The following is a 23,620-nucleotide window of genomic DNA, read 5'->3' on the forward strand; positions in this document are numbered from 1 at the left end:
TACACCCCTATTTGTAATTTTTAATTTTAATAAGCGTAAAAACCTTTACCACTCTTTCTACCACATTCACCTGCATCCACCATCTTTTTAAGTAATGGGCAACATCTAAACTTTGGATCTTGATATTCCTCATAAAGTACATTTAATGAATGTAATACTGTATCTAACCCAATTAAATCTGCTGTTTCTAATGGACCCATTGTGTGTCCAAAGCATTTTTTAAATATATCGTCTACCTGTTTAGGTGTTGCTACACCATCCATTACAACCCAAGCCGATTCATTCATGAATAAGTGGGAGATACGGTTAGAAACAAACCCAGTCTGATCATTAACCACAATTGCATCTTTATCTAATTGTTTGAGGAAAGATTGAGCTTTTTCGACCGTTTCATCTGAAGTTAAATACCCTCTAATAACTTCTATAGATGGTTTCATATATACCGGATTCATAAAATGCATTCCTATTATTTTATCTGGACGCTTTGTTACTCCTCCTACTTTTGTTATTGAGATACAAGACGTATTGACTCCAAAAATTGTATCCTTTTTACATATCTCATCTAATCTTCTATAGATCGGCTCTTTAATTTGCCAGTTTTCTGGAACATTTTCTACTATATAATCACATTCAGCCACTTCATCAAGATTAGTAGAGCTACTTATTAACGAAAGTACTTCTTCCTTATGCATTCTAGGAAATGCTTTATTAATTAGAGGAGCAAAGCGAACTGTCTCTAATATTTTCTCTTCCGCTATTTCTAACTGCTCTTCTGTAACATCAATTAATACCGTTTCTAGACCATGCAGCACTAAATCTACTGCCATGCCGATCCCCATTGTTCCAGCACCTACAATACCAATTTTCTTGAACATTTATCCATCATCGCTCCCTTAATATATTAATAATTTATACCTAAAAACTTTTACATTGAAGAACTCTTTGCAGGTAACGTTTTTGTTCTCTCTCTTTAATCTGTTTTTCAGTAAGTGCTGTTTTCATCATTTGGATTGCTTCTTCTACATCACTTTTCTCCACTGAATACCCCGAATTAATTTTTTCTTCCAATTGACTTTGGACCTTTTGAAATGGGAGTACTACCTTTTTCTGATAATCACTTAAATCTGTATTATAATTTTTTGTACTTACAACTACAGTTAAACACCCTGATATAACTTCTTCATAATCAGATTCTTGTAATGTAAAAGAATTTTTTGTATTTAGGATATCTTTCTCCCTTTCATAATTAAATGTCGATATAGCAGGGTTAATAGCTTGCAGAAGATACTTCAAGACTTCCTTTGGTCCCATTTCAATAGCTTTCATAGACCCTTGATTCATTAGATAGTGAATCATGTCCAACCATTTCACAGGCTTTATTAATTGTAAGTAAAGGTTTTCTCTTATATTTTCTACACCTTTATACATTGAACTATCATGATTCGCTATGACAGGTACTAATGGCTGTTTCATATCTATATTTTCTAGTACACTCTTATATTTTTCAGCAGCAGGTTGCATCATAGGAGAATGAAATGGCCCACTTAATTTAAGGGGGATTGCAATTCCCCCATGCTCTACTACCATTTCACAAGCTAACTGAACCGCAGAGTTTGTACCAGAAATTGATGTTTTATTTGGAGTGTCATAAGCCGATATATATACTTCCTGTCCCTTGGTTAACAATTCTGAACAAATACCTTCAACAATTTCTGGAGGAAGATTGTTAACCCATGCCATAGTTCCATCTATAGTCAATGCATAGCTACTCAAAATCGTACTACGTTCTTGTACTAATTTTAAGGTATCTGAAAATGCAATTGCTCCAGAAGCACATAGAGCTGTATATTCTCCCAAAGAATATCCAATCATTGCCTCTGGTTTATTGCCTATTTCCTGTTCAAAAACTCGAAAAGCTGCCATGCTAGTTGTTACTAAAGCAGTCTGTGAATTTTGTAACTTTTCAAGGTCAGCTTTGTATATCTTCTCCATACAAAGGGAAGCCATGTCTATTTTTAGAGTGTCACTTGCTTCTTCAAATATCTCACGTGCTACAGGGAAGTTTTCATAAAGGTACTTACCCATTCCAGAATAATGGGATCCTACGCCAGGAAACATAAATACAATATTCATCTTTTTATCTCCCTTTTTTTCATCTTAAGCTATCTTCAACTCTATCTAATAAAGCTCGTCCCTCTTCAGTTTTTCTTAAATTCACTAAATCAACTACATAGCGAATATCTGATACATCATTCCATCCTAAATCCAGTGCAAGATTCATATGCTTTAACGAAAGATCGATTCTATCAATTAATGAATAACCACATGAAAGTAAAAAGTGATGCCATGCATTTAAATCTCCTATAGTACGAGCTTTTTGTACAAACTCACTAGCTTTATTAAAATCTGAATAGTATCTTAGTTGATGGTATGCGGTAAAAACGAAATTATCTAATTCGTTATAAGGAAACACATAAGCTGTATAGGTTTGAAGATTTGTGAATCCAACTTTTCCCGCTAGTTTAATAGATGGAATACGAAAATCCTCTGTCTTCCAATGTGGTGTTCTTCCTTGTTTTAAACAGTCATCCAAGAATGCTCTTGCAGCCAACCAAGCATACCCTTTACCTCGCTGGAATAAATCATAAGTATTAATTCCAATTTCCACATCAGTATCTGTTGCAAAAACCGATAAGCAACTAGTTACAACTTGTTCATGTACCATAACTACATAACCAAATCCATTTCGGATGAAATCCTGAGTTGACTCCCAAAAATCAACAATATCATCCCGTACCATTGCGAACTTTTTATCTGATAACATGTCGATTGTAATACGTTCCACCGTTACCTCATCAGGCATATTAGGTTTAGATAACTTATTATAAGACTCCGGATCAAAAGTAAATGTTACTCGAGTGTAAGGTTTAGGAATAAACATTTGCAATTGTTCCTCGACAACCTGTTTCCATTTTGATTCGGGTAATAATTCAACCTGAAAAAAGTCATCCCCTATCTGCTGAGCCTCAGGTGCAATTACTTCTTTAATAAAAGTTGGTAGACTTGAAACAAAATTACTTGTAGGATCACCTAATAAATAAAAAATTTCTTGTTCTGCCCATACAAGTGCACATCTAGGGTTATTAGGATTATCCACATAAATATGTCCCTTATTGTAACCATGAGCTACACCATTAAGTATTGGATGGTTCTTATAATCAACGAGAAGTGGAGATATTTGTTTGAATTCATCCTTTTCTTTTACCAATTCATAAATCATATTCTTAAAAGTCCTCCCTTTTGAGAACAAGTGTGAAGTGCATGCTGCGCAATAATTGGCTGAAGTACCTGCGAGGTACCTTCAATAATTTCTAAAACCTTTGCTTCCCTAAATAAACGCTCAACAGGATATTCTCTTGAAAACCCGTTTCCACCAAACACTTGGACAGCGTCTGTGGCTACCTTCATAGCCATCTTTGAGGCAAAATATTTTGCAATGGTTGTTTCAATTACAGCATCAGTATGTCTATCCTGACGCTTTTTCCCAGCCTCTTGGCATAACGAACGAGCTGCTTTTATATTTACACTTGCTTCTGCTAAAATTGTTTGAATTGCTTCATATTCACATATATATTTATTTCCTTGTTTTCTTCTTCTTGAATAAGCTACCATTGCTTCTAGTGCTTCTTGAGCAATGGCTACTCCCGCCCAGGCAATACTATATCTACCATGATCAAGAGCTGTGTTAACTACATAACTCCATCCACCCCCAATTGGTCCTAACAAATTTTCAGCTGGTACCTTTACATCTTGCAAATGAATCTCAGCTATATGCGAGGAATTACTTGCTAACAGTTTACTCATTTTATTTGTAGAAACACCCGTCATTGACCGTTCAACAATAAAAGCGCTAACTTTTCCCTCACTAGACGCAAAAACTAAAAAACAATCCGCAATGTCAGCAAAAGAAATCCATTTTTTGTGCCCATTAAGAATAAAATGATCATTAACTTGTTTATAGGAAGTTCCAACCGCTTTTGCATCAGAACCAACCTCTGGCTCAGTTAGGGCAAATGAAAATAATAGGTTCCCCTTTGCCATCTCAGGTAACCATTTTCTCTTTTGCTCTTCAGTCCCCCACCTTTTAATTGACTCCCCTACTAAAGATACATGAACTGTAAGTAATTCACGAACCGAATTACAAGCTTTACCAATGATTTCAGTAAGACGACCATAATCTAAAGAATCAAGAGAAAGCCCACCATATTCTTTTGGTATCGTTGCACCCAATACACCATAACTTGAGATTTCTTGTATCACATCATAGGGAAGCTCTTCATTACTTTCAAACTCACTTGCTCGAGGCCGAAGCTTCTTTTCCGCAAACTCATCAACTACTCCCAGAATCTCTTCTGCATTACTCATACTGTGAAATTCCCATTCTTCTTTTTGTTAATTAGATCAACCATATTATTAATAGTAGAAAAGTTAATAATATCAAGTTCATCATTATCTACTACTATATCAAACTCCGTTTCTATGAAATTTAACATTTGCATAGCAAAGAGCGAATTTACATAACCTTTTTCAAATATGTTGTCATCATTAGCAACAATAGTTTCCTCTGCATTAAAAATAATAAGATTTTTTTTAATGTATTGACGTATTTTTTCATGATTATCCATGTAATTACTCCTTCTGAGACCTGGGAAATCAATTAACCTATATCCCAATTAAAATCAGTCTCTATTTTTATTTTTTCTTTCTCCTGAGTCGCAGATAAAACAAGTTCTTTTTCCTCACTTGTTAACATTTGAATATCTTTTAGACTAACATTAGGATGAGTTGTTATTTCTTCTAATAGAAGGTTAAATCGCCGTCCAAATTCTACTATTGTTGATTTATCAAATAAAGATGTAGCATATTCAAAAGTGAATTCATATATATCTTTATTTTCTTCAGCAATAAGAGTTAAATCAAACTTACTTGTTAGTGTATCTGTGTTTGTTTCCGTGCTAATTTCTAATCCATCCACAACTGTATGTTTTTCATCCGAATTTTGTAATACAAACATGACATCAAATAAAGCACTTCGGCTTAAGTCTCTAGAAAGATCTAATTTTTCCACTAATTGATCAAATGGATACACCTGATGTTCGAAAGCTTCTAACGTATCGTTTTTCACTTTTTTCAAGTGATTAATAAAAGATTGATCTGGATTTATTTGATAACGTAATGCAATCGTATTTACAAACAGCCCCATAAGAGGTAACAGATCAGCATGCGGCCTACCTGCAACTGGTGATCCTATAATGACATCCTTTTGTTCCCCATGCTTGTACAGAAAAATAGTGAAGGTAGCCATAAGTAACATAAAAGGTGTCGTATCAGTTTCTAGTGCTATTTTTTTTATTTTCCGAGTAATTTCCTTGTTTACTTGGAAATTATATTGTTCACCCTCAAAACTCTTTACAGGTGGCCGACCTCGATCATATGGTAATTCAAGAACTGGTATATCCCCTGAGAATAATTCTTCCCAGTATTTCTCATGGATATCAAATTCTTTAGAAGATAATAATTTTTGTTCCCACACAGCATAATCTTTATATTGCAAACGATTTTCCGGCAATGTTTCCCCAGCATATAAGGCCTTAAAATTATGCATAAAGATACTTAAAGACACGCCATCTGTTATGATGTGATGAAGGTCAATTACAAGTAAATAACTATTATCTTTTAGCTCCTTTAGTCCAGCCCGCATTAACGGAACCTTAGAAAGATTAAATGGTTGCAACCATTCTTTATAATCTCCCTTTATCATTTCTAGCTCAAATGTTACCTGTTCTAATACTCTCTGTACTAATTGATCCCCCTGCCACTCAAACTGTGTTCTGAGTATTTCATGGCGTTTAATAAGCTTTTCAAAGACTAATTCTATTCTTTTCCGATCCACCGTTCCTTTAAGAATAAAACAACTTGGTACATTGTATGTCATCTGTACCCCATCCATCTCTTGTAATAACATCATTCTTTTTTGAGTCGATGAAACCGGGTATACCTCAGATTCCGGTACTATTTCTATCTCTTGCAACCTATTTTCTTTTGAATTTTTAATAAAATGACTTAAAGTTCTTATTGTTGGATACTCAAAAAGATTTGCTAATGATAATTGCACATTAAATTCTTTCCATATTTTAGCGTTGATTACAGTAGCATGAAGGGAATGACCACCAAGTGCGAAAAAATTATCTTCCACACCAATACAAGGATTACCTATAACTTCTTTCCATATATCAACTAGCTTTCTCTCCATATTATCGAGTGGTTTTACATAATTAGTAGTCTCTTCTATCGATGGAGAAGAATCTATGATTACATTCTTTGTATTACCTTTTATAACAGAAAAAAGAAATGTCATTATTTGTTCAGCTAAATTTTGCTCGTATTCTGCAGCATGGTGAATTTTATCTGAAATGTTTACTATTCCTTCTTTAGTTACTGATTTTGTTAAGTGCATTTTTATCAATGATCCACGAATTACTCCCCAATTGGCAGCTGCTGTCTTCATAGATTCAGCGATAGTTTGGAAGTCCGAGTGATAACGCTCACCAAGAAACGAAAGCATTTTTGAAAACTTCACTCGGCCATCTACAACTTGACCTAAATGTGAGAATAACGGAACATCATTAAAGTCTGAATATCCATCTGTCTCTTTATTTAAATCAAACCTACTTATTAGTTTCGTAGCAAAAAGGTGCATTTGTGAAAAAATATGTTTTTCATCTTTTATATGTTTTATCCAATTTGACAAATCGGTTGTAATCGATTGTATGTCTGTGATTTCATCTTCAGTAACTTTTAAAGTACTTACTTTTTGATAACCCTTATGAAAAAGTTCTGTTGAAAGTTGTGCATTTTTAACCATAAAATATGGATCGGTAATAATTAAACAGTCTTCTTCGGGCTCATATCCTACAATAACAAATGAATGAACAATATGATTTTTTAGATAATTTTCATCCCAAGGAAGCCAGTATGCATTCATGGTTACCACCACAGGAAATCCCGAGTATAATTGTTCTAATATAATTTCAAATCCTTCATCGGATGAATCTGTATCAAATATAGTACTTTTTATACCATGATATTTTTCTAAATCACTTACAAAATAACCAGACTCTGTATATAAACCATCCCCTAGATTTCCATTATCGACAGGAGAAAAACCAAAATCCCATAATCTAGCGTACATTAAATAATGTTTACGCTTAAACCAATTAGCTAACGTAGCAATTACATCATCAATACAATTCTGTTCAGAACTTTTACAAGGCTCAACATCATATAAGATTGAAGAAGTATAATTTCCCATTTACTCACCTCTATATTTTTACCAGCAGGAAAAACTATTGTAATTTGGTTATTTCTCTATACTAAGTTGACAGAGATATGTATATCTTCTTTAAAAAGCTATCAATTATTATTAATGCATTTCATATAAATAATCTTATTTCTCTAATCACTTTTTTATTTTAATCATTCTATAATAGGGAGGAGAATTCCCTAACTCATAGTCACCAGAACAAACACTAACATTCCAGAAAGCTAAGAGGGAAAGCTCCTTTAATCCCACAGTATAGCAAGTGTAAATTTAAACTCTTAAAAGTCGTGTTTACAATATGAAGTAATACTAATTATTTTTCTTTTCTGCTATATAAGCAGCTAGTTGTTTAATATTGCGTTTTGTATATGCGACTAAGTCGTCCGTATTAAGATTCTCGTTTTCTAAAGCAAGATCAAGCTCAATAGCTAGTAGAGAATTTCCTCCTAAGTCAAAGAAATCATCCTCTACACCGACAGCTTCAATCTTCAATATACTTTTCCATATTTCAACCAAACGAGATTCTAACTCATTACTAGGAGACATCATACTCTCCTCCTCATTCTTAGGTAAAGATCTAGGTGAAGGTAAGGAATGTCGATCAACCTTTCCACTTGGTGTTAATGGTATGTTTTCAACTTCAACAAAGAAAGTAGGTATCATATAACTCGGAACTAATTTCGCAAGATGCAATTTCAAATCAGAAATGGATACAGGTGATTTTGCTACGAAATAAGCTACAAGTTTTTTCTGCCCATCTTCATCTTGAATGTCTACTATCACTGCTTCTTTAATTGCATGATGTGAAGATAAAGCATCTAAAATTTCCCCTGGCTCAATTCGATATCCTCTAATTTTTAATTGTTCATCATTTCTACCGAGGAATTCTATATTCCCATCAGGTAACCAGCGTGAAAGATCTCCTGTCCTGTACATTTTCTCCCCTTTTACAAATGGGTCTGGTAAAAACTTTTCTTCAGTTAATCTCATTTGATTTACATATCCTCTTGCAAGCCCTTCTCCCGCAATATACAGCTCTCCTACCGCGCCAATAGGCTGAAGTCTCTGTTTTTGATTAAGTATATAAAGCCTTACATTCGGAATAGGCTTTCCAATAGGAATAGTATTATAGTTTTCACTTTCTTGAAGTGAAAATGTACTTGCGATAACCGTCGCCTCAGTAGGACCATACATATTTTCTATTTGAGTCGATAGTCGATGCTTTTTAAATTTATTAACCACCTCATGTGTCAAAGCTTCACCCGCAAGTAATATATACTTTACTTTATTTAAAACCTGGCAATTTTCATTATTAAGTGTATTTACGAATGCTCTAAACATAGACGGTACAAAATTTAATAATTTTACATCATATTTATCTATAGTTCTTAAAATTGCCCTTGGGTTTCGATGTTCCCCATTTTCCATTATTACTAATTTACTACCTACTATGGTCCACCCAAACAACTCTAAAACAGATACATCAAATATATAAGGCGTCTTCAGTAAATACGTATCTGATTCATCCATAGGATATAAATGAGTCATTGAAAATAAGAAATTCACAATACTACAATGTTCAATCATGACTCCTTTTGGTCTACCTGTAGAACCTGAGGTATATAAAATATAAGCTAAGTTATTTGGTTTTCCAGTAACCTCCAGGTTACTTGTATCACCAACGTACAAATTTTCTTGCTTTAAATCAATAATCTCTCCTACAAATGGAATTTCACCTACGTATTTAGATTCTGTAAGTACAAATTGAGGATTACAATCCTCTAAAATATGTTCCATTCGACGCTTTGGATATTCAGGATCAATTGGTACATATGCAGCTCCAGATTTTAGCGCAGCAAATATAGCTATAATCATTTCTACGGATCTTTCCACAACGATACCAATTTTAGTTTCCTGATCTACACCTTTTTGTCTAAGAATACGAGCAAGCTGATTTGCTCGATTATTGATATACGAATAACTGTACGGTATATCATTTGAAATAACTGCGATTTCTTCTGATTTATTTTCAACCTGATCCTCAAAAAATTGATGAACTAATTTACCCTGAGTAAAATCTAATTTTGTATTATTAAGTTCATTTAACATCCTTGTGGATTCACTTTTACTTAAAACATTAACGTCTTCAATTTTCGCTTCAGGATTAGCTACCATCCACTCTAGCGTATTTATAAAATGCATCATAAACCGCTCTATAGTTTGCGGATAATATAATCCTGTCGCGTATTCCAATTCTAATCGCAGACCCTCTTCTTCCGGAAATACTTCTATACTCATATCTACCTTTGAAGCTTGATGCTTAATTTCGTATGATTTAAATGTAATATCTTTTATTTTTTCTGATGTTCTTCCGATATTCTGCATTACTAACATGACATCAAATACAGGATTTCGATTAGTATGATAAGCCATGTCTAACTTATTTACTAACTCATCAAATGGGTATTCTTGATATTGAAATGCTTCTAGCGCATTTTCTTTTACTTCATTTAAGAATTGAATTATCGTCTTTTCCGCTTTAGGATGATTTCTCATAGGTAGAGTATTTACAAACATACCTATGATAGGCTCAAGATCATGATGAATTCTTCCTGCAATTGGAGAACCTACTATAATATCTTCCTGTTGCGTATACACATGCAATACTATATTTAGTGACGAAAGAAGTACCATATATAAAGTAGCTTCTCTTTCATCCGCAAAGGATTTTAATTTATTAGAAAGTTCAGGTGTTAAATGGAATACTAATCTATCACCTTCAAAAGTTTGATTTAGCCCACGTGGCTTATCGGTTGGGAACATAAGAATTGGTAACTCACCTTTAAACTTCTCTACCCAATACTCTTCAATTTCTTTCAGCCCTTCATCATGTAAACGGTTGGTTTGCCAATTGGCATAATCTTTGTATTGTATTTTAATAGGCTCTAAGGCTTTGCCTGAATATAAATCTATAAACTCTTTTTCTAACTTCGCTAAAGATACTCCATCTGCTATTATGTGATGAAGATCAAATAGTAACAGATATTGATTGAATTCTAATTTCATTAAACCGACGCGCATAAGTGGAGCCCTATCTAACTGAAAAGGACGAACAAATTCCTGTATTAGCTCTTCAATTGTTGATCTATCAGATTTATATAAATGTTCAATTCTAATATCTAAACTATCATGAATAAATTGAACTGGTTCACCTTTAATAAATTGGAATGAAGTTCTTAATGATTCATGACGTTCTACTAATTCTTTGACACATTGTTCTGCCTTTATAAAATCAAACTCACCTTCTATTAACATTGCACCTGGTATATTGTAGGCAGTTCCTATTCCAGCAAAGCGGTTTAATATATATAATCTTTTTTGTGAAGAAGAAGCTTGATAAAATTCTCTATCAGGTACGATCTCAATTTGAGAATAATTTTTCTTCCCTTCATATTTCTCTATATACTCCGCTAATAGCATAATTGTAGGCCTTTGAAACATTTCACGTATAGGTACATCTACACCTAAACGTTTATATATGTGTGAAACAACAGAAGTAATTTGTAATGAATTACCTCCTAATTCGAAAAAGTTATCATTCACACCTATTTTCTCTATTCCAAGTACTACTTTCCATATCTCAGAGAGCATTTGTTCAATTTCATTACGTGGTTCAATAAATAAAGCTGTGGATTGCTCCCAAATTGGATCTGGAAGAGCTTTCCGATCTATTTTACCGTTTGATGAGATTGGAAACTGCTCAATCGGGATGATGTATGCAGGAATCATATAAAAAGGTAAATACTCTCTAAGGAATTGGCGTACCTCTTCTACTTTAGCTGAAGAATTCATAACAACATATGCACATAAAACCGGAGCATCTTCTCCCTCTTTTTTACGTGTAATTACAATAGCTTCACCAATTTCAGGATATCGTAATAGTTGCTTTTCTATTTCTCCCAATTCAATTCGTAATCCACGAATTTTGACTTGATCATCCATACGGCCTAAATATTCAAGATTTCCATCTGGTAACCAGCGTGCCAAATCTCCAGTACGATATACCTTGTCATCTATAATAGAAGAACCCTCTTTGTTGATTTGTATAGGAACAAATTTCTCCATAGTTAACTTAGGTTGATTTAAATAACCTCTTGCTAATCCTTCTCCTGAAATACACAATTCCCCAGGAATTCCAACGGGTTGTAATTGTTGATTATCACCCATAATATAAACTTTTTGATTAGCTAGAGGTCTTCCTATTGGTAATTGATTCATAAATTCTAACTCAGCGTGCTGAACATGATAACATGTAGAATCTACAGTTGTCTCTGTAGGTCCATAAGCATTTGTTAAATTTGGTCGGCAGTTTTCATTAAATAAACCAAGGAACTTCCGTGCTAATTTCGGTGGTAATTCCTCTCCAGCAATAATAAAATGTTTAAATGAATATTCTACCTCTTCATCTATAAAATTAGTTAATAATCGAAGATGCATCGGCGTTCCATCAGCAATATTTATTTGCTTTTCTTGATAAAAATTAATTAACTCCTGCCCATCAGTTCTTGCTTCCTCAGGTACTATAAATAAACTATTTCCTAATAGAAGCGCACCAAACATGTTTTGTACTGAAGCGTCAAACTCAAAAGGTGAAACTAACCCGATTCGCATAGAAGAACTATATTTATCATATATTTCATTTTTTAACCCAAATATTAAATTTACAACACTACGATTTTCAACCATAATTCCTTTAGGATTACCTGTAGTTCCAGAGGTGAAAATAACATATGCCAAATCGTAAGGTGTACTTACTGAAGGGAAACTAATCAACTCTGTTTCAAGTAGTTCATTAAAACTCACCATACTACAATCCTGGATTTGTCTTGTAAAATCTTCACTAATAACCTCTGGTTTTACTATACAAAGTGGAGATTTACATTCTTTTAGCATCGCCTCTATCCGTTTATACGGCAAATATATGTTAATAGGTAAATAAGCAGCCCCACTTTTTAAAATACCTAGCATTGCAATGACTGCATCAATGGATCGATCCATCATAAGACCAACAATGTGTCCTTTTCCAATTCCTTTTTTATGTAGAGAACTGGCAACCAGATCTACCTTTTCTTTTAATTGAGCGTATGTTATTTCTCTTTTGTCATCAGAAACAGCAAGTTTATTTGGATTATGCATGACTTGTTCTTCAAATAACTGTATCACCGTTAAATGATGCGGGTAATCTAACTCAGTTTGATTAAATGTCATTAACTCTCTTATATCATTATCACTAACCCAATCTAAATCTATATGCGGCGTATTCGGTTGTAGTAAAGCTTGCTCTAACAAGTCTATAAAATGATGACCAAATCGCATAACAGTAGATGTTTTGTATAGATGCTCATTAAAATACATATCAACTTCTATACACCCATTTACTTGACGGAAAGAGAATATAATCTCAGCATTGCTCTCACTTAAATAATTTAAATCTTGAATTTCCTCTAGCAAAATTGCAGTACGGAACGGATAATTACGCCCCTCTGGAAGGTAGTTACTCAAAACCGGTTGTAAACTTTCCAATGGGAAATTTTGATGTTCTAAAGCATTAACCATTACTGTACTAACATGCTGGAGAATTTGTCTATATGTCATATGTTCCTCAAGACCATGTCTTAAAACTAACAAAGTATTAATAAGGTTAGTATCACTGTCTTGTTTTAAAACAGGTGTACCAATGCATATATCTTGCAATCTAGTATATTTATTTAACAGCAAGGTAAGTCCAGCAGTAAGAATCATGTGCAACTGAAGATCTGATCCATTTGCTAACTTTAAAATCTTCTCGGACAATTCCTCTTTTAGTTTTATGTTAACATTTGATAAATTCACCTGTTTGTTTGATGTCCGGTAATCATAAGGGAAATGGCAGTCAGCCAGTTCCCCTGATAAGTTTTCTAACCAAAATTCTCTTTCCTTTATTCGTTCATTTGCGGCAATTACTTTATCTTTATTTGCTAATCGTTCAACCATAGTTACTCACTCCTGACAATAATCAATTAAAAGTTAAAATCCCCAAAATCTACTGATACCTTAACTGGTTGCAGTTCTTGAATTTCTTGTTTAAATGAAATATCTTTTAATAAAATTTCAGGATGATCTACAATTTGTTCAAAAATCTCAACATAACGCTCACATAACTTTTGAACCGTGTCCCTAGTATATAAAGAGGTTGCATATTCCATAGTCAGTTCAATTGTATCTTCCAATTCAACCACTCTTAGCAATAAATCCATTTGTGCGCGCTTAAAGTCGTGATCATATGTCCTTAGTTCTAAACCATCGATAAACATATGATCTGCATCCATATTTTGCATAACAAATGAAACATCGAAAAGTGGGTTCCTATTATACGTGCCCTGAAGTCCTAATTGATTAACCAGGTCCTCATATTGACATTTTTGATGTTCAAATGCTTGTAAGACCTGCTCTTTTACTTCAAATAGGAATTGAGTAAACCTTTGTTCAGCTCTTGGATAGTTCCTTATTCCTAACATGTTTACAAATACTCCTATAATATCTTGTAAATCCGCATGCGGGCGACCAGTAATTGGTGAACCAATTACAACATCCTCTTGGCCAGTATATTTACCTAGCAAAATATTATATACAGAGAGCATTAGCGTATATAATGTAGTTTCTTCTTTTGCTAATAAACGCTTAATTTTCTTGGTAACATTTGAATCAATAGTAAAGGATATTTTACTACCTTTCAGATCTAATATTTCAGGTCTTGTATAATCAGTAGGCATATTCAAGACAGGTACACCATCTTTAAATTGCTCTAGCCAATACTGTTCATGTTTGAGAGCAATTTCTTTTTCTTTTTCACTCTGCTGCCATTCTGAGTAATCCTTATACTGTATTTTTAAGTTTGGTAATTTCTCTCCTGAGTAAAGCGCAAATAGATCTCTAACAAAAATATCATAGGAAACTCCATCGGTTACTATATGATGTAAATCAATAATTAAAATATGTTTTTGTTCTTCCAATCTAATTAACCCTACACGGAAATATGGAGCATTATTAAAATTAAATGGGCGAATAAATTCATTAATTATTTGTTCCACTTCAGATTCAAAGCCCTCAATTTGAGTAATATGGAAATCAGCATGATCATGAATAATTTGTACCGGTTTATCATTTTTCATTTCAATAGTAGTTCTAAATATCTCATGACGCTTAATTAATTGAGTGAACGCCTTTTCTAAACGTTCAATGTTTAATTTTCCATTTAAAAGAATAACGGAAGTATCATTATAAGCTGTACTTTCTGGATACAATCGGTGTAATACATAAAATCTCTTCTGAGCTGAAGAAAGCTGATAATGAGATTTAGGTTCAGCTGGAACAATAACATCAAATTCACTCTTATCTGCCCTTGAAATATAATTTGCTAGTTTCTCAATATTTGATAGAGTAAAGAGTTCTTTAATAGGAACTTCAACATTAAACTCTTTATGAATTTTTGAAACAATAGTAATAGCCTTAAGTGAATCTCCACCTAGTTCCAGAAGATCATCATGAACACCAACTTCTGAAACTTTAAATATATTTCTCCAAATTTTTGAAAGCTTTTCTTCTACCTCATTGCGAGGTGCTACATATTCATTCAAGAGTTGTGGTCTAGAATGGTATAACGTAGAATCTAATTCTTCTTCCTTCTCATCATTGAAAGAATTTAATAACACCCATTGATCAATACGCGCTTGCAGTTCCCCTGGAGAATGAATCAGTACTTCCCCTTGTTTCCATGACAGTGCTATATTAAAGGCCTGAACTCCCTCTTCAGGTGTCATAGATAATTCATGTACACTTGCACCTATTTGCATATCTTTTTCTTCATCTTCCCAGTATTTCCAGTCACTCCAATTGACACTTATCCAAGGCAGTTTGGAATAACGATTTATATATTGTGCAAAAACATCCATGTATATATTTGAAGCAGCATATGAAACATAACCTAATCCACCTAAGACCGCTGAAATTGAAGACATTAGAACACAAAAATCTAAGTCTTTATTTCGTAAGCACTCTTCTAAATTGAGAAGACCATAAATTTTTGCAGAAAATTGTTCCTCACAGTCCTCTTTTTCAAGTTCCTGAATCAAATTAAAAGTCTTTCCACCGAGAATACCTGCACCATGAATTACACCATTAATCTTTCCAAATTCTTGTTCTGCCTTATGAATTGCTTCGTATAGTTGTGATTGATCTGTAACATCAGCAGCAAGTACATAAACTTTAGATCCCGTTTCTTCTATCTCTAAAACTTTACGAATTCTGTCCGAATACATCGTATTTTCCTTCAAATGCATATCCCACTCATCACGATTTGGCAGACCTGTACGTGTAAGAAGAACTAAGTTGGCTTGTACAGTTTGAGCCAAGTGTTTCGCAAGAATTGTCCCAATACCTCCGAGTCCTCCTGTAATAAGGTAAACTCCATTTTTTCGTAAAGGCAGTTTCTCTTTAGCTGGCTGTTCTAGTTGTAAAGGCTCGTAAGTTTGAACAAATCTTTTATTTCCTCGATAAGCAATCATCTTATCATTCGTATTTGAAAGGCATTCCCCTACTAATTGATTTATTAACCTGCTCTTCCATTCTTTGTTTAGAGGTAAAACAACATCAACACTTGAACAAGAAAGATAAGAATACTCTTGCGGAACAACTAATGACGTTCCAAGTACAGTTGATTTTTCTGGAATTAATTCTTCATCACCAATCACTTGTTGAACACCATTTGTAATGATTCGAATTGAGATTGAATCAGAGATATTCTTGTCTCCTAGTGCCTGAGTTAAGTAAAAAATTGAATAGAATCCTAAGTTTTGTTTACAATTTACATATTCAATTGAGGCTTGTCTTTCCTCATCCGTAATTCCCCACATATGAACTATTCTTGTAGGTAAACCACATATTTCTTGTACTTCATCCAATAACTTAACGTAATCTGTACGTTCTTCAGGATTTATAATGAAGCGATCGTTATTCTCCTTATTAAAAGCAAAGCCAGTTTCTACTGTAACTACTCTCTGCCCTTTATTTAATAAGTCCTTAACTAGTTCATTACCTAACCCTTCTTGATCTACAAAAACAATCCATGTCTCATTCACATCATGATTTGGTTCAAACAATGTAGAACTTTTCCATTGCGGCGTATAGAACCATTCAGAAATGTTGTTATTCTTACTAATTTTAGATTGCTTACTATTAAGCTTTTGACCTAAATCATACGGATTACCTTGTAATTTATAAGATATTTTATTGAAAGAATACATTGGTAATGGGATACGTCTTCTCTTCTCATCTTTATAAAATTGTTCCCAATCTATAGAAATACCTGTTACCCACATTCGAGTGATGTGACTAAATAAGAAATACATATCTGATACATCTTGTTGAACAGATCGAACCGTATTAAATATTCTTTCATTACCATTTTCATAGTCTAAAAGGCGACTAGTAAGCCTACTAAGATCATTTCCAGGACCAATCTCTATGAATAGACTTGTATTGTCCCTATTCAACTCTTGAATTCCATCAGAGAATCGAACAGTTCCACGCATATGTTTTACCCAATAAACTGGGTTTGTTGCTTCTTCAGGTCGTATCCAAGTACCAGTCAAGTTTGACAAATAAGGTATTTTAGGTTCTCTGAGTGTTAATGTACTCACATAGGAAGCATACTCGTCCAGAATTGAATCTAGTTCATGTGAATGTGCTGCTCCTTCTATCGTTACTCGCATACACATTAAACGCTTTTTCTTTAATTCATTTTCAAAATCCACAATTGCTTCTTCTGTCCCAGAAACTATACAAGCTGGACCATTAACTACCGCTAAAGAAATAGTATGTTGATATTCTTTTTCAAAAGAATTAATTAAATGAATCAATTCCTCTTCTGGAAGTGGAACGCTAAGCATTACCCCTGCAGGAAGACTACTCATTAGCTGTCCTCTTTTTACAACCAATTTAAGTGCATCTTCCAAAGTAAATACTTCTGCTAAACAAGCAGCCACATATTCACCAAAAGAATATCCAATCATTGCTTCAGGTTTAATTCCCCAACCCATTAATAATTTCGCAACTGAGTATTCAAACGCGAAAAGAACTGGTTGACTAAATTCCATTCTTTTTAATTTTTCCGTTGCCTCATCAATACTGAAAGTAGTTGGATATAACACTTCTTTCATGTTTACATTCGTAATTGATTGAAGAATTGCAAAGCATTCATCCATAGCTTCACGGAAAATTGCCTCTTGTTCGTATAATTCTAACCCCATGTTTACATATTGCGATCCGTTCCCAGAAAACAGGAAGTTAATTTTAGGATGTTCCTCTTTTACATTTGCATATTGCACTCTTCTTCCTTCTGGCTGGTTTAATTGTTCAATTCCCTCTTGGGTACTGGAACAAACTAAAGCTCTCCTATGCTTGAATTCCTTACGTCCAATTTGCAATGTATAACTAGCGTCTGCCAAATTCACATGAGGATTCTGTTCAAGGTAATTTCCTAAATTCAAAGTCATACGATCCAAAGCATCTTTCGATTTTGCCGAAATCATTAACATCTGGTATGGTCTACTATTTGAGGTTGCTTCAAGCTTTGGTGCCTCCTCCAAAATAATATGTGCATTTGTACCACCAATACCAAATGAACTAACACCTGCACGTAATGGTTTATTATCCTCTTTCCACTCATTTAATTGTTGATTTACATAAAAAGGTGTCTTTTCAAATCCAATTTGCGTGTTTGGTTTTGTAAAATTCACACTTGGCGGAAGAACCTGATCTTTCATCGCAAAGACCGTTTTAATTAGACCAGCAACACCAGACGCTGCATTTAGATGGCCTACATTTGCTTTAACAGATCCAATTGGTACAGATTGTTTTTCATTAGAGTTAAACACTTCACTAAGCGCCTTGATCTCAATGGTATCTCCTAGTTTAGTAGCAGTTCCGTGTGTTTCAATATAGGAAATGGACTCAGGTTCTACATTTGCTTCATGTTGCGCCATTTTAATAACTTCTACTTGGCCCTCTACACTAGGTGCAGTGTAACCAATTTTCCGATTCCCATCATTATTAATCGCCGTTCCTTTTATTACTGCATGTATAGTATCCCCATCATTTATAGCTTCCTGTAAAGGCTTCAGAACAACAATCCCAACACCGTCTCCAAAAAGCATTCCATTTGCATTTTCATCAAAAGGACGACAATGACCATCTGAAGAAAATAGCATTCCTTCTTGGTAGGTATAACCTGCTTTTTCAGGTTGAGTTAATGTAATTCCTCCAGCTATAGCAATATCACAATGCCCCTGTAATAATGCTTGGCATGCATTATGAATAGCCACCAATGATGTTGAACATCCCGTAAAGATATTCATACTTGGTCCTTTTAGGTTAAATTTGTAAGAAATTTGAGTGCTTAGCGAGTCTTTGTCGTTAAGTAATGAAATTAAAAATTGTCCAGCTGGTTCATTTGCCTCTGAAAGAGTAGATAACACTTGCCAATATAAGTTAGGAGATGCCCCACTATATACACCAATTAGACCCGGGTATGTCTCGATATTATATCCAGCATGTTCAAGGGCAGACCACGCACATTCATGAAATACTCGTAGTTGCGGATCCATTAATGATGCATCTTGAGGTGTATAATCAAAGAATGGAGCATCAAAATTATCAGTTCCCTCTAAATACCCTTTCGCTTTAACATAATTAGGGCTTTTTACTTCCATAGGATTCACACCAGATTCAATTAACTCTTCATCTGTAAAAAATTGAATAGACTCTGTTCCAGACTTTATATTATTCCAGAATTCATTTACATTCTGTGCTCCAGGAAAACGTCCATCTATTCCTATAATTGCAATATCGTTATCTTCTTTCGTTTTTCGATTAAAACGTTTTGTATGTTTAACTTGATTCTTTTGCTTATCTCCACTTAAGTATCTCGCTAAAGAACGAATACTTGGATACTCAAACATAACTCCAATTGAAATCTGTTTTTCTAATCTATTAATTAATCTCTCATGAATTTGAATTATATGAAGTGAAGTTGCACCAAGATCAAAGAAATTTTCATTTACATTTACAGTATCAACACTGTAAAACTCTTTCCAAATTCCTATAATTATTTCCTCTACTTCATCTTGATTTCTGAACTTATCTCCCGTTTTCGTTTGAGTTTCCAATTCAGAAATTCGTTTACGAGAATTCAGATTAATCCATTGATCAAAACGTTTATTTAAATCTCCTGAAGAAATAATTACCTGATTTAAACCACTTAAACCAAGCACACATTGGAATGTTTTTTGTCCTTCCTCAGATGTCATTTCAAGCGCTTCTATACTTTGAGCATTGAATATTTTATTAACCTGTTGAGCTCCCGTATACTGCCAATCTCCCCAGTTAATACTGGTCCATCGATTATTAGATGTATTACTCACTTTGTCTGAAAAACTATCTAAGTAAAGGTTTGCTGCTGAATAGGCTACAAAACCTAATCCACCCAAAATAGGTGAAAGTGATGAAACAAGATAACAAAAATCAAGATCATAATTACTCAATAACTTATCAAGAACTAGCACACCATGTACTTTAGGAAGAAATTGCTCTTCACATTCAATCCTACTTATCTTTTCCATTGGACACTGAGCTGATTTAACACGTAAGACACCTGCTGCATGAATTACCCCATTTATGTGACCAAAATTAGCCTCAGCCTGATGAATCACGTTTCTCATCTGCTCTTCATCAGCTACATCTGCAACAGCTGTCATTACTTTTGCTCCCAATGACTCCAACTTCTGAATATGGTTAATACGTTGACATAATTGTTCATTTTCAATCTGTGATTGAAGAATTTCATCCCATACTTCACGATCAGGAAGAGCTGTTCTACTAACTAATATTAGTTTAGCCTTTACTGTACGCGCCAAATATTCTGCTAATTTAAGGCCTACTCCTCCCATTCCACCAGTAATTAAATAAACCCCTTCCGATCGAATATTCGGAATTTTTGAAGCTAATTCATTTTCATTTATTACTAGCATTTCACTTACTTTTTCATCAGGTATAGGCTCATAGATTCGAATGTAACGAGTGTTATTTCGAATTGCTATTACAGTGTCAATAATGTCCGTTTGAATCTCAGAATATAAGTTTGATATTAATGCTTCTTCATTATCAGACAACATAAAATCTACACTACGGCATCTAATATTTGGATACTCTTGCGGAAATACTTTTATAGGAGCCAAAAGAGTAGATTTTTCTGCAATAATAGACTCGTCTCCTACTACCTTTTGCATATTATTCGTCATAACATTTATATTGATAGGATAAAGTAAATTAAATTTACCAATTGTCTTTGCAAGTGATATTAATGAATAGAATCCAGTATCTAAGGTCTCGATACCTAAATCCTTATTATCCACATTCCATAGGTGAACAATCTCCTCTGGTAAACACTCTTGTTTTTGTAGCTCATTAAATAACTGATAATAATCTTCTTGTTTATTAGGGCATATTGTAAATTCATTTAAACTAATCTTTTTATATGAAGGACCCACACCGACTGTTATAACACGATGTCCATCTCTTTCAAGCTTTTCTTTAAGAGCTAAGCCTATATGCTCATTGTCTAAAAATAACAACCAACTTTTAGTAGATTCTTTAGTTACATCTACAATTTCTTTTTCCATCCAACCTGGAGTATAGAACCACTCAGCTATATTAGAACGTTTCTTTATCGATGTTTCTTCACTATTAGTTATATTTTGCTGTTCAGCTGAATCTATCCAATATCGTTTTTTCTCAAAAGGATAAGTTGGTAAGGCAATACGTAATCTATATTCCTCTTCATACAGTTTACTCCAATTAATTTCTACCCCTAACTCCCACGCTTGTCCCAATACCTCTAACAAGTCGTTCTGTAAAATAATCTGATTATTATTAATTTCAGAATTTAATAACTCTCCAATATGTACAATCACAAAATTAGGATCTACATCCTTAACTTGTGTTAGAAATTCTACTTTTTCTCCATGCGTCCATTCTGTCTGTAACTCTATATAGTTCTCAACTAATGGATTCAGGACATCTTCTGGCTTAAGAGATTTATTATAAATATCTGAAACCATTCCAGCTAAGCCTGTACCAATAATGTTAGAAGGACGTACATCACATTCAATTAATACATCAATAATCGATTGCAAGCAGACGAAGAAGGTTAAATCTTCAACCAAGCTATCATCTGTTCCTTTAAAGAATGCTTCTTTCAATGCTTTTCCAGTATACATTTGGGCATCAGTCATATTACGCTCAAATACTTTTAAGAATAATGGTTCCTTTTGGTATAGTTCTTTTACATTCTCAATAATTGATGAGTATTCGCTAGGTAACACAAATACCAAATCTGGATTTTCTTGCGTTTTTACGTGAAAATCTTTAACTGTTTTTAAATTGTCTATGGCGCTATCTATATCCTTACATAAGACCGCTCTTCTATACGGAAATGATCGACGGCCAGTTTGCAATGTGTATGCTACATCTGCTAATTCAACATCTTTATTAGATTCCAGATATTCAACCATATTCACTGTAGCATTATTTAAAGCTTCTTTTGATCTAGCAGAAAGAACCATTAGTTTTTTCTCTCTAGTAGAAGCAGAACTTTTAACTTTAGGGGCTTCTTCTAATACAATATGAACGTTAGTTCCACCATATCCGAAAGCACTTACACCAGCTCGAAGAAGATCATTATCATCACTTTGCCAATTTACCAAATCAGTATTGATATAAAATGGGCTATCTATAAAATCAATTTTCGAGTTAGGGCGCTTCACATTTAAAGTTGGCGGGAGTTGTTTATGTCTCATAGATAAAACTGTCTTTATAAGTCCGGTCACCCCTGCAGCTGTATCTAAATGACCTACATTACTCTTAACAGAACCAATTGCACAAAAAGATTTCTTGTCCACATCTTGAAACGCTCTCCTTAAAGCCTCTACTTCGATAGAGTCCCCTAATGGCGTTGCCGTCCCATGCGTTTCTATATAACTAATTGTAGAAGGATCAACTTCAGCAAAACTATGAGCTGCTTGAATTACTTCAGCCTGTCCCTCAACACTCGGAGCGGTATAGCCTACTTTTCGACCTCCATCATTATTTGCTGCTGATCCCTTAATTACACCATATATCGTATCCCCATCAGCAATCGCATCTTCTAATCTCTTTAGTATTACCATACCTACACCATCACTAAAAACTGCACCCTGGGCTTCTGCATCAAAAGTACGTACTTTGCCATCCGGTGAACTTGTCATTCCTTCATGGTATTTATAACCATTCTTTTTAGGATACGTTATAGATACTCCACCTGCAGCTGCAATAGAGCATTCTCCAGTTAACAATGATCTACATGCAAGATGAATGCTCAAAAGAGATGTAGAGCATGCTGTATATAATGTAAAACTCGGTCCCTTAAGTCCCAGCTTATAGGATGTAAGCGTTGAAATTGCATCTTTATAGGAAAGAGTACCTGCCTCTGAAAACTCAACCACACTATCACTGTTTAATAATGGCGTGTGCTTCATCCAATTAAAATTAGTAGATGCTCCTACATATAATCCTATTAATCCTTCATAATCAAATGGATTATAGCCTGCCATCTCTAATGCTTCCCATGTCGTTTCCTGTAACATACGGATTTGGGGATCCATTATTTTCGCTTCCCTAGGTGTATAAGCAAAAAAGGATTCATCAAAATATTCTACTTCCTCCAAATACCCTTTTGCTTTCACAAAATTAGGATGTTGTAAAACATCTAAATTAACACCTTCTTTAATTAACTCATCTTCAGTAAATGTAGAAATTGAATCAACACCATTTTTTAGGTTATCCCAGAATTGGTTTATTTCATTTGCACCTGGAAATTTACCTGCCATTCCAATAATCGCTATTTCCAAACCAGTTTTACTATCATCTTGATGCTTCATTTTCACTTTCCTCCTATTTTGTTTAATTCGGATTTTCTATGCTTTACATACTCTTAGCTACAATACTTAGAGCTAATACTCCTATTTCATAAACTTAAGCAAAAGAAAAAACACATGCAATTACCCATAAAGTAGCTAAAGTGATTTACATACCTGACAGAAAACAAAA

At 34.0% G+C, this 23,620-nt stretch carries 8 protein-coding genes; all 8 read right to left on the bottom strand.

The features are described from left to right. Nucleotides 1–26: 26 nt before the first annotated feature. Nucleotides 27–875 carry a 3-hydroxyacyl-CoA dehydrogenase family protein gene (locus ACTFRH_RS21585; RefSeq protein WP_000473347.1) on the bottom strand — a complete coding sequence of 283 codons (849 nt, stop codon included), beginning with the start codon at nucleotides 873–875 and terminating at the stop codon, nucleotides 27–29. Nucleotides 876–915: 40 nt separating this feature from the next. Then, nucleotides 916–2,133: an ACP S-malonyltransferase gene (locus ACTFRH_RS21590; RefSeq protein ID WP_001028184.1), complete on the bottom strand. Its 1,218-nt coding sequence runs from the start codon at nucleotides 2,131–2,133 to the stop codon at nucleotides 916–918. Between the two features lie 19 nt (nucleotides 2,134–2,152). After that, nucleotides 2,153–3,280, bottom strand: a complete 1,128-nt coding sequence (locus tag ACTFRH_RS21595) for a GNAT family N-acetyltransferase (RefSeq protein ID WP_000638857.1) — start codon at nucleotides 3,278–3,280, stop codon at nucleotides 2,153–2,155. Further along, the gene (locus ACTFRH_RS21600) at nucleotides 3,277–4,425 is read right to left on the bottom strand and encodes an acyl-CoA dehydrogenase family protein (RefSeq protein WP_000063355.1); all 1,149 of its coding nucleotides are present in this window, start codon (nucleotides 4,423–4,425) and stop codon (nucleotides 3,277–3,279) included. The genes ACTFRH_RS21595 and ACTFRH_RS21600 overlap by 4 nt, the downstream gene beginning before the upstream one ends. Continuing rightward, entirely contained in the window at nucleotides 4,422–4,685 is a 264-nt protein-coding gene (locus ACTFRH_RS21605) for an acyl carrier protein (protein ID WP_000368639.1), read from the bottom strand. The genes ACTFRH_RS21600 and ACTFRH_RS21605 overlap by 4 nt, the downstream gene beginning before the upstream one ends. A gap of 32 nt (nucleotides 4,686–4,717) precedes the next feature. Further along, nucleotides 4,718–7,372, bottom strand: coding sequence for a condensation domain-containing protein (locus tag ACTFRH_RS21610; protein WP_003301874.1), 2,655 nt, complete (start codon nucleotides 7,370–7,372; stop codon nucleotides 4,718–4,720). Between the two features lie 318 nt (nucleotides 7,373–7,690). Beyond that, nucleotides 7,691–13,414, bottom strand: a complete 5,724-nt coding sequence (locus ACTFRH_RS21615) for a non-ribosomal peptide synthetase (protein ID WP_003301872.1) — start codon at nucleotides 13,412–13,414, stop codon at nucleotides 7,691–7,693. Nucleotides 13,415–13,440: 26 nt separating this feature from the next. Next, on the bottom strand, nucleotides 13,441–23,451 hold the full coding sequence (locus tag ACTFRH_RS21620) for a type I polyketide synthase (protein ID WP_000682572.1): 10,011 nt from the start codon (nucleotides 23,449–23,451) through the stop codon (nucleotides 13,441–13,443). Between the last annotated feature and the right edge of the window lie 169 nt (nucleotides 23,452–23,620).

The organism is Bacillus cereus group sp. MYBK216-1 (assembly GCF_051916495.1).
In the GTDB taxonomy this organism is placed as follows: Bacteria; Bacillota; Bacilli; order Bacillales; family Bacillaceae_G; genus Bacillus_A; species Bacillus_A thuringiensis_K.

What these genes read in the sequence shown, in the direction of transcription:
- ACTFRH_RS21605 (WP_000368639.1), bottom strand. Translation starts at nt 4,685, where the DNA reads ATGGATAATCATGAAAAAATACGTCAATACATTAAAAAAAATCTTATT.
- ACTFRH_RS21590 (WP_001028184.1), bottom strand. Translation starts at nt 2,133, where the DNA reads ATGAATATTGTATTTATGTTTCCTGGCGTAGGATCCCATTATTCTGGA.
- ACTFRH_RS21595 (WP_000638857.1), bottom strand. Translation starts at nt 3,280, where the DNA reads ATGATTTATGAATTGGTAAAAGAAAAGGATGAATTCAAACAAATATCT.
- ACTFRH_RS21600 (WP_000063355.1), bottom strand. Translation starts at nt 4,425, where the DNA reads ATGAGTAATGCAGAAGAGATTCTGGGAGTAGTTGATGAGTTTGCGGAA.
- ACTFRH_RS21620 (WP_000682572.1), bottom strand. Translation starts at nt 23,451, where the DNA reads ATGAAGCATCAAGATGATAGTAAAACTGGTTTGGAAATAGCGATTATT.
- ACTFRH_RS21610 (WP_003301874.1), bottom strand. Translation starts at nt 7,372, where the DNA reads ATGGGAAATTATACTTCTTCAATCTTATATGATGTTGAGCCTTGTAAA.
- ACTFRH_RS21585 (WP_000473347.1), bottom strand. Translation starts at nt 875, where the DNA reads ATGTTCAAGAAAATTGGTATTGTAGGTGCTGGAACAATGGGGATCGGC.
- ACTFRH_RS21615 (WP_003301872.1), bottom strand. Translation starts at nt 13,414, where the DNA reads ATGGTTGAACGATTAGCAAATAAAGATAAAGTAATTGCCGCAAATGAA.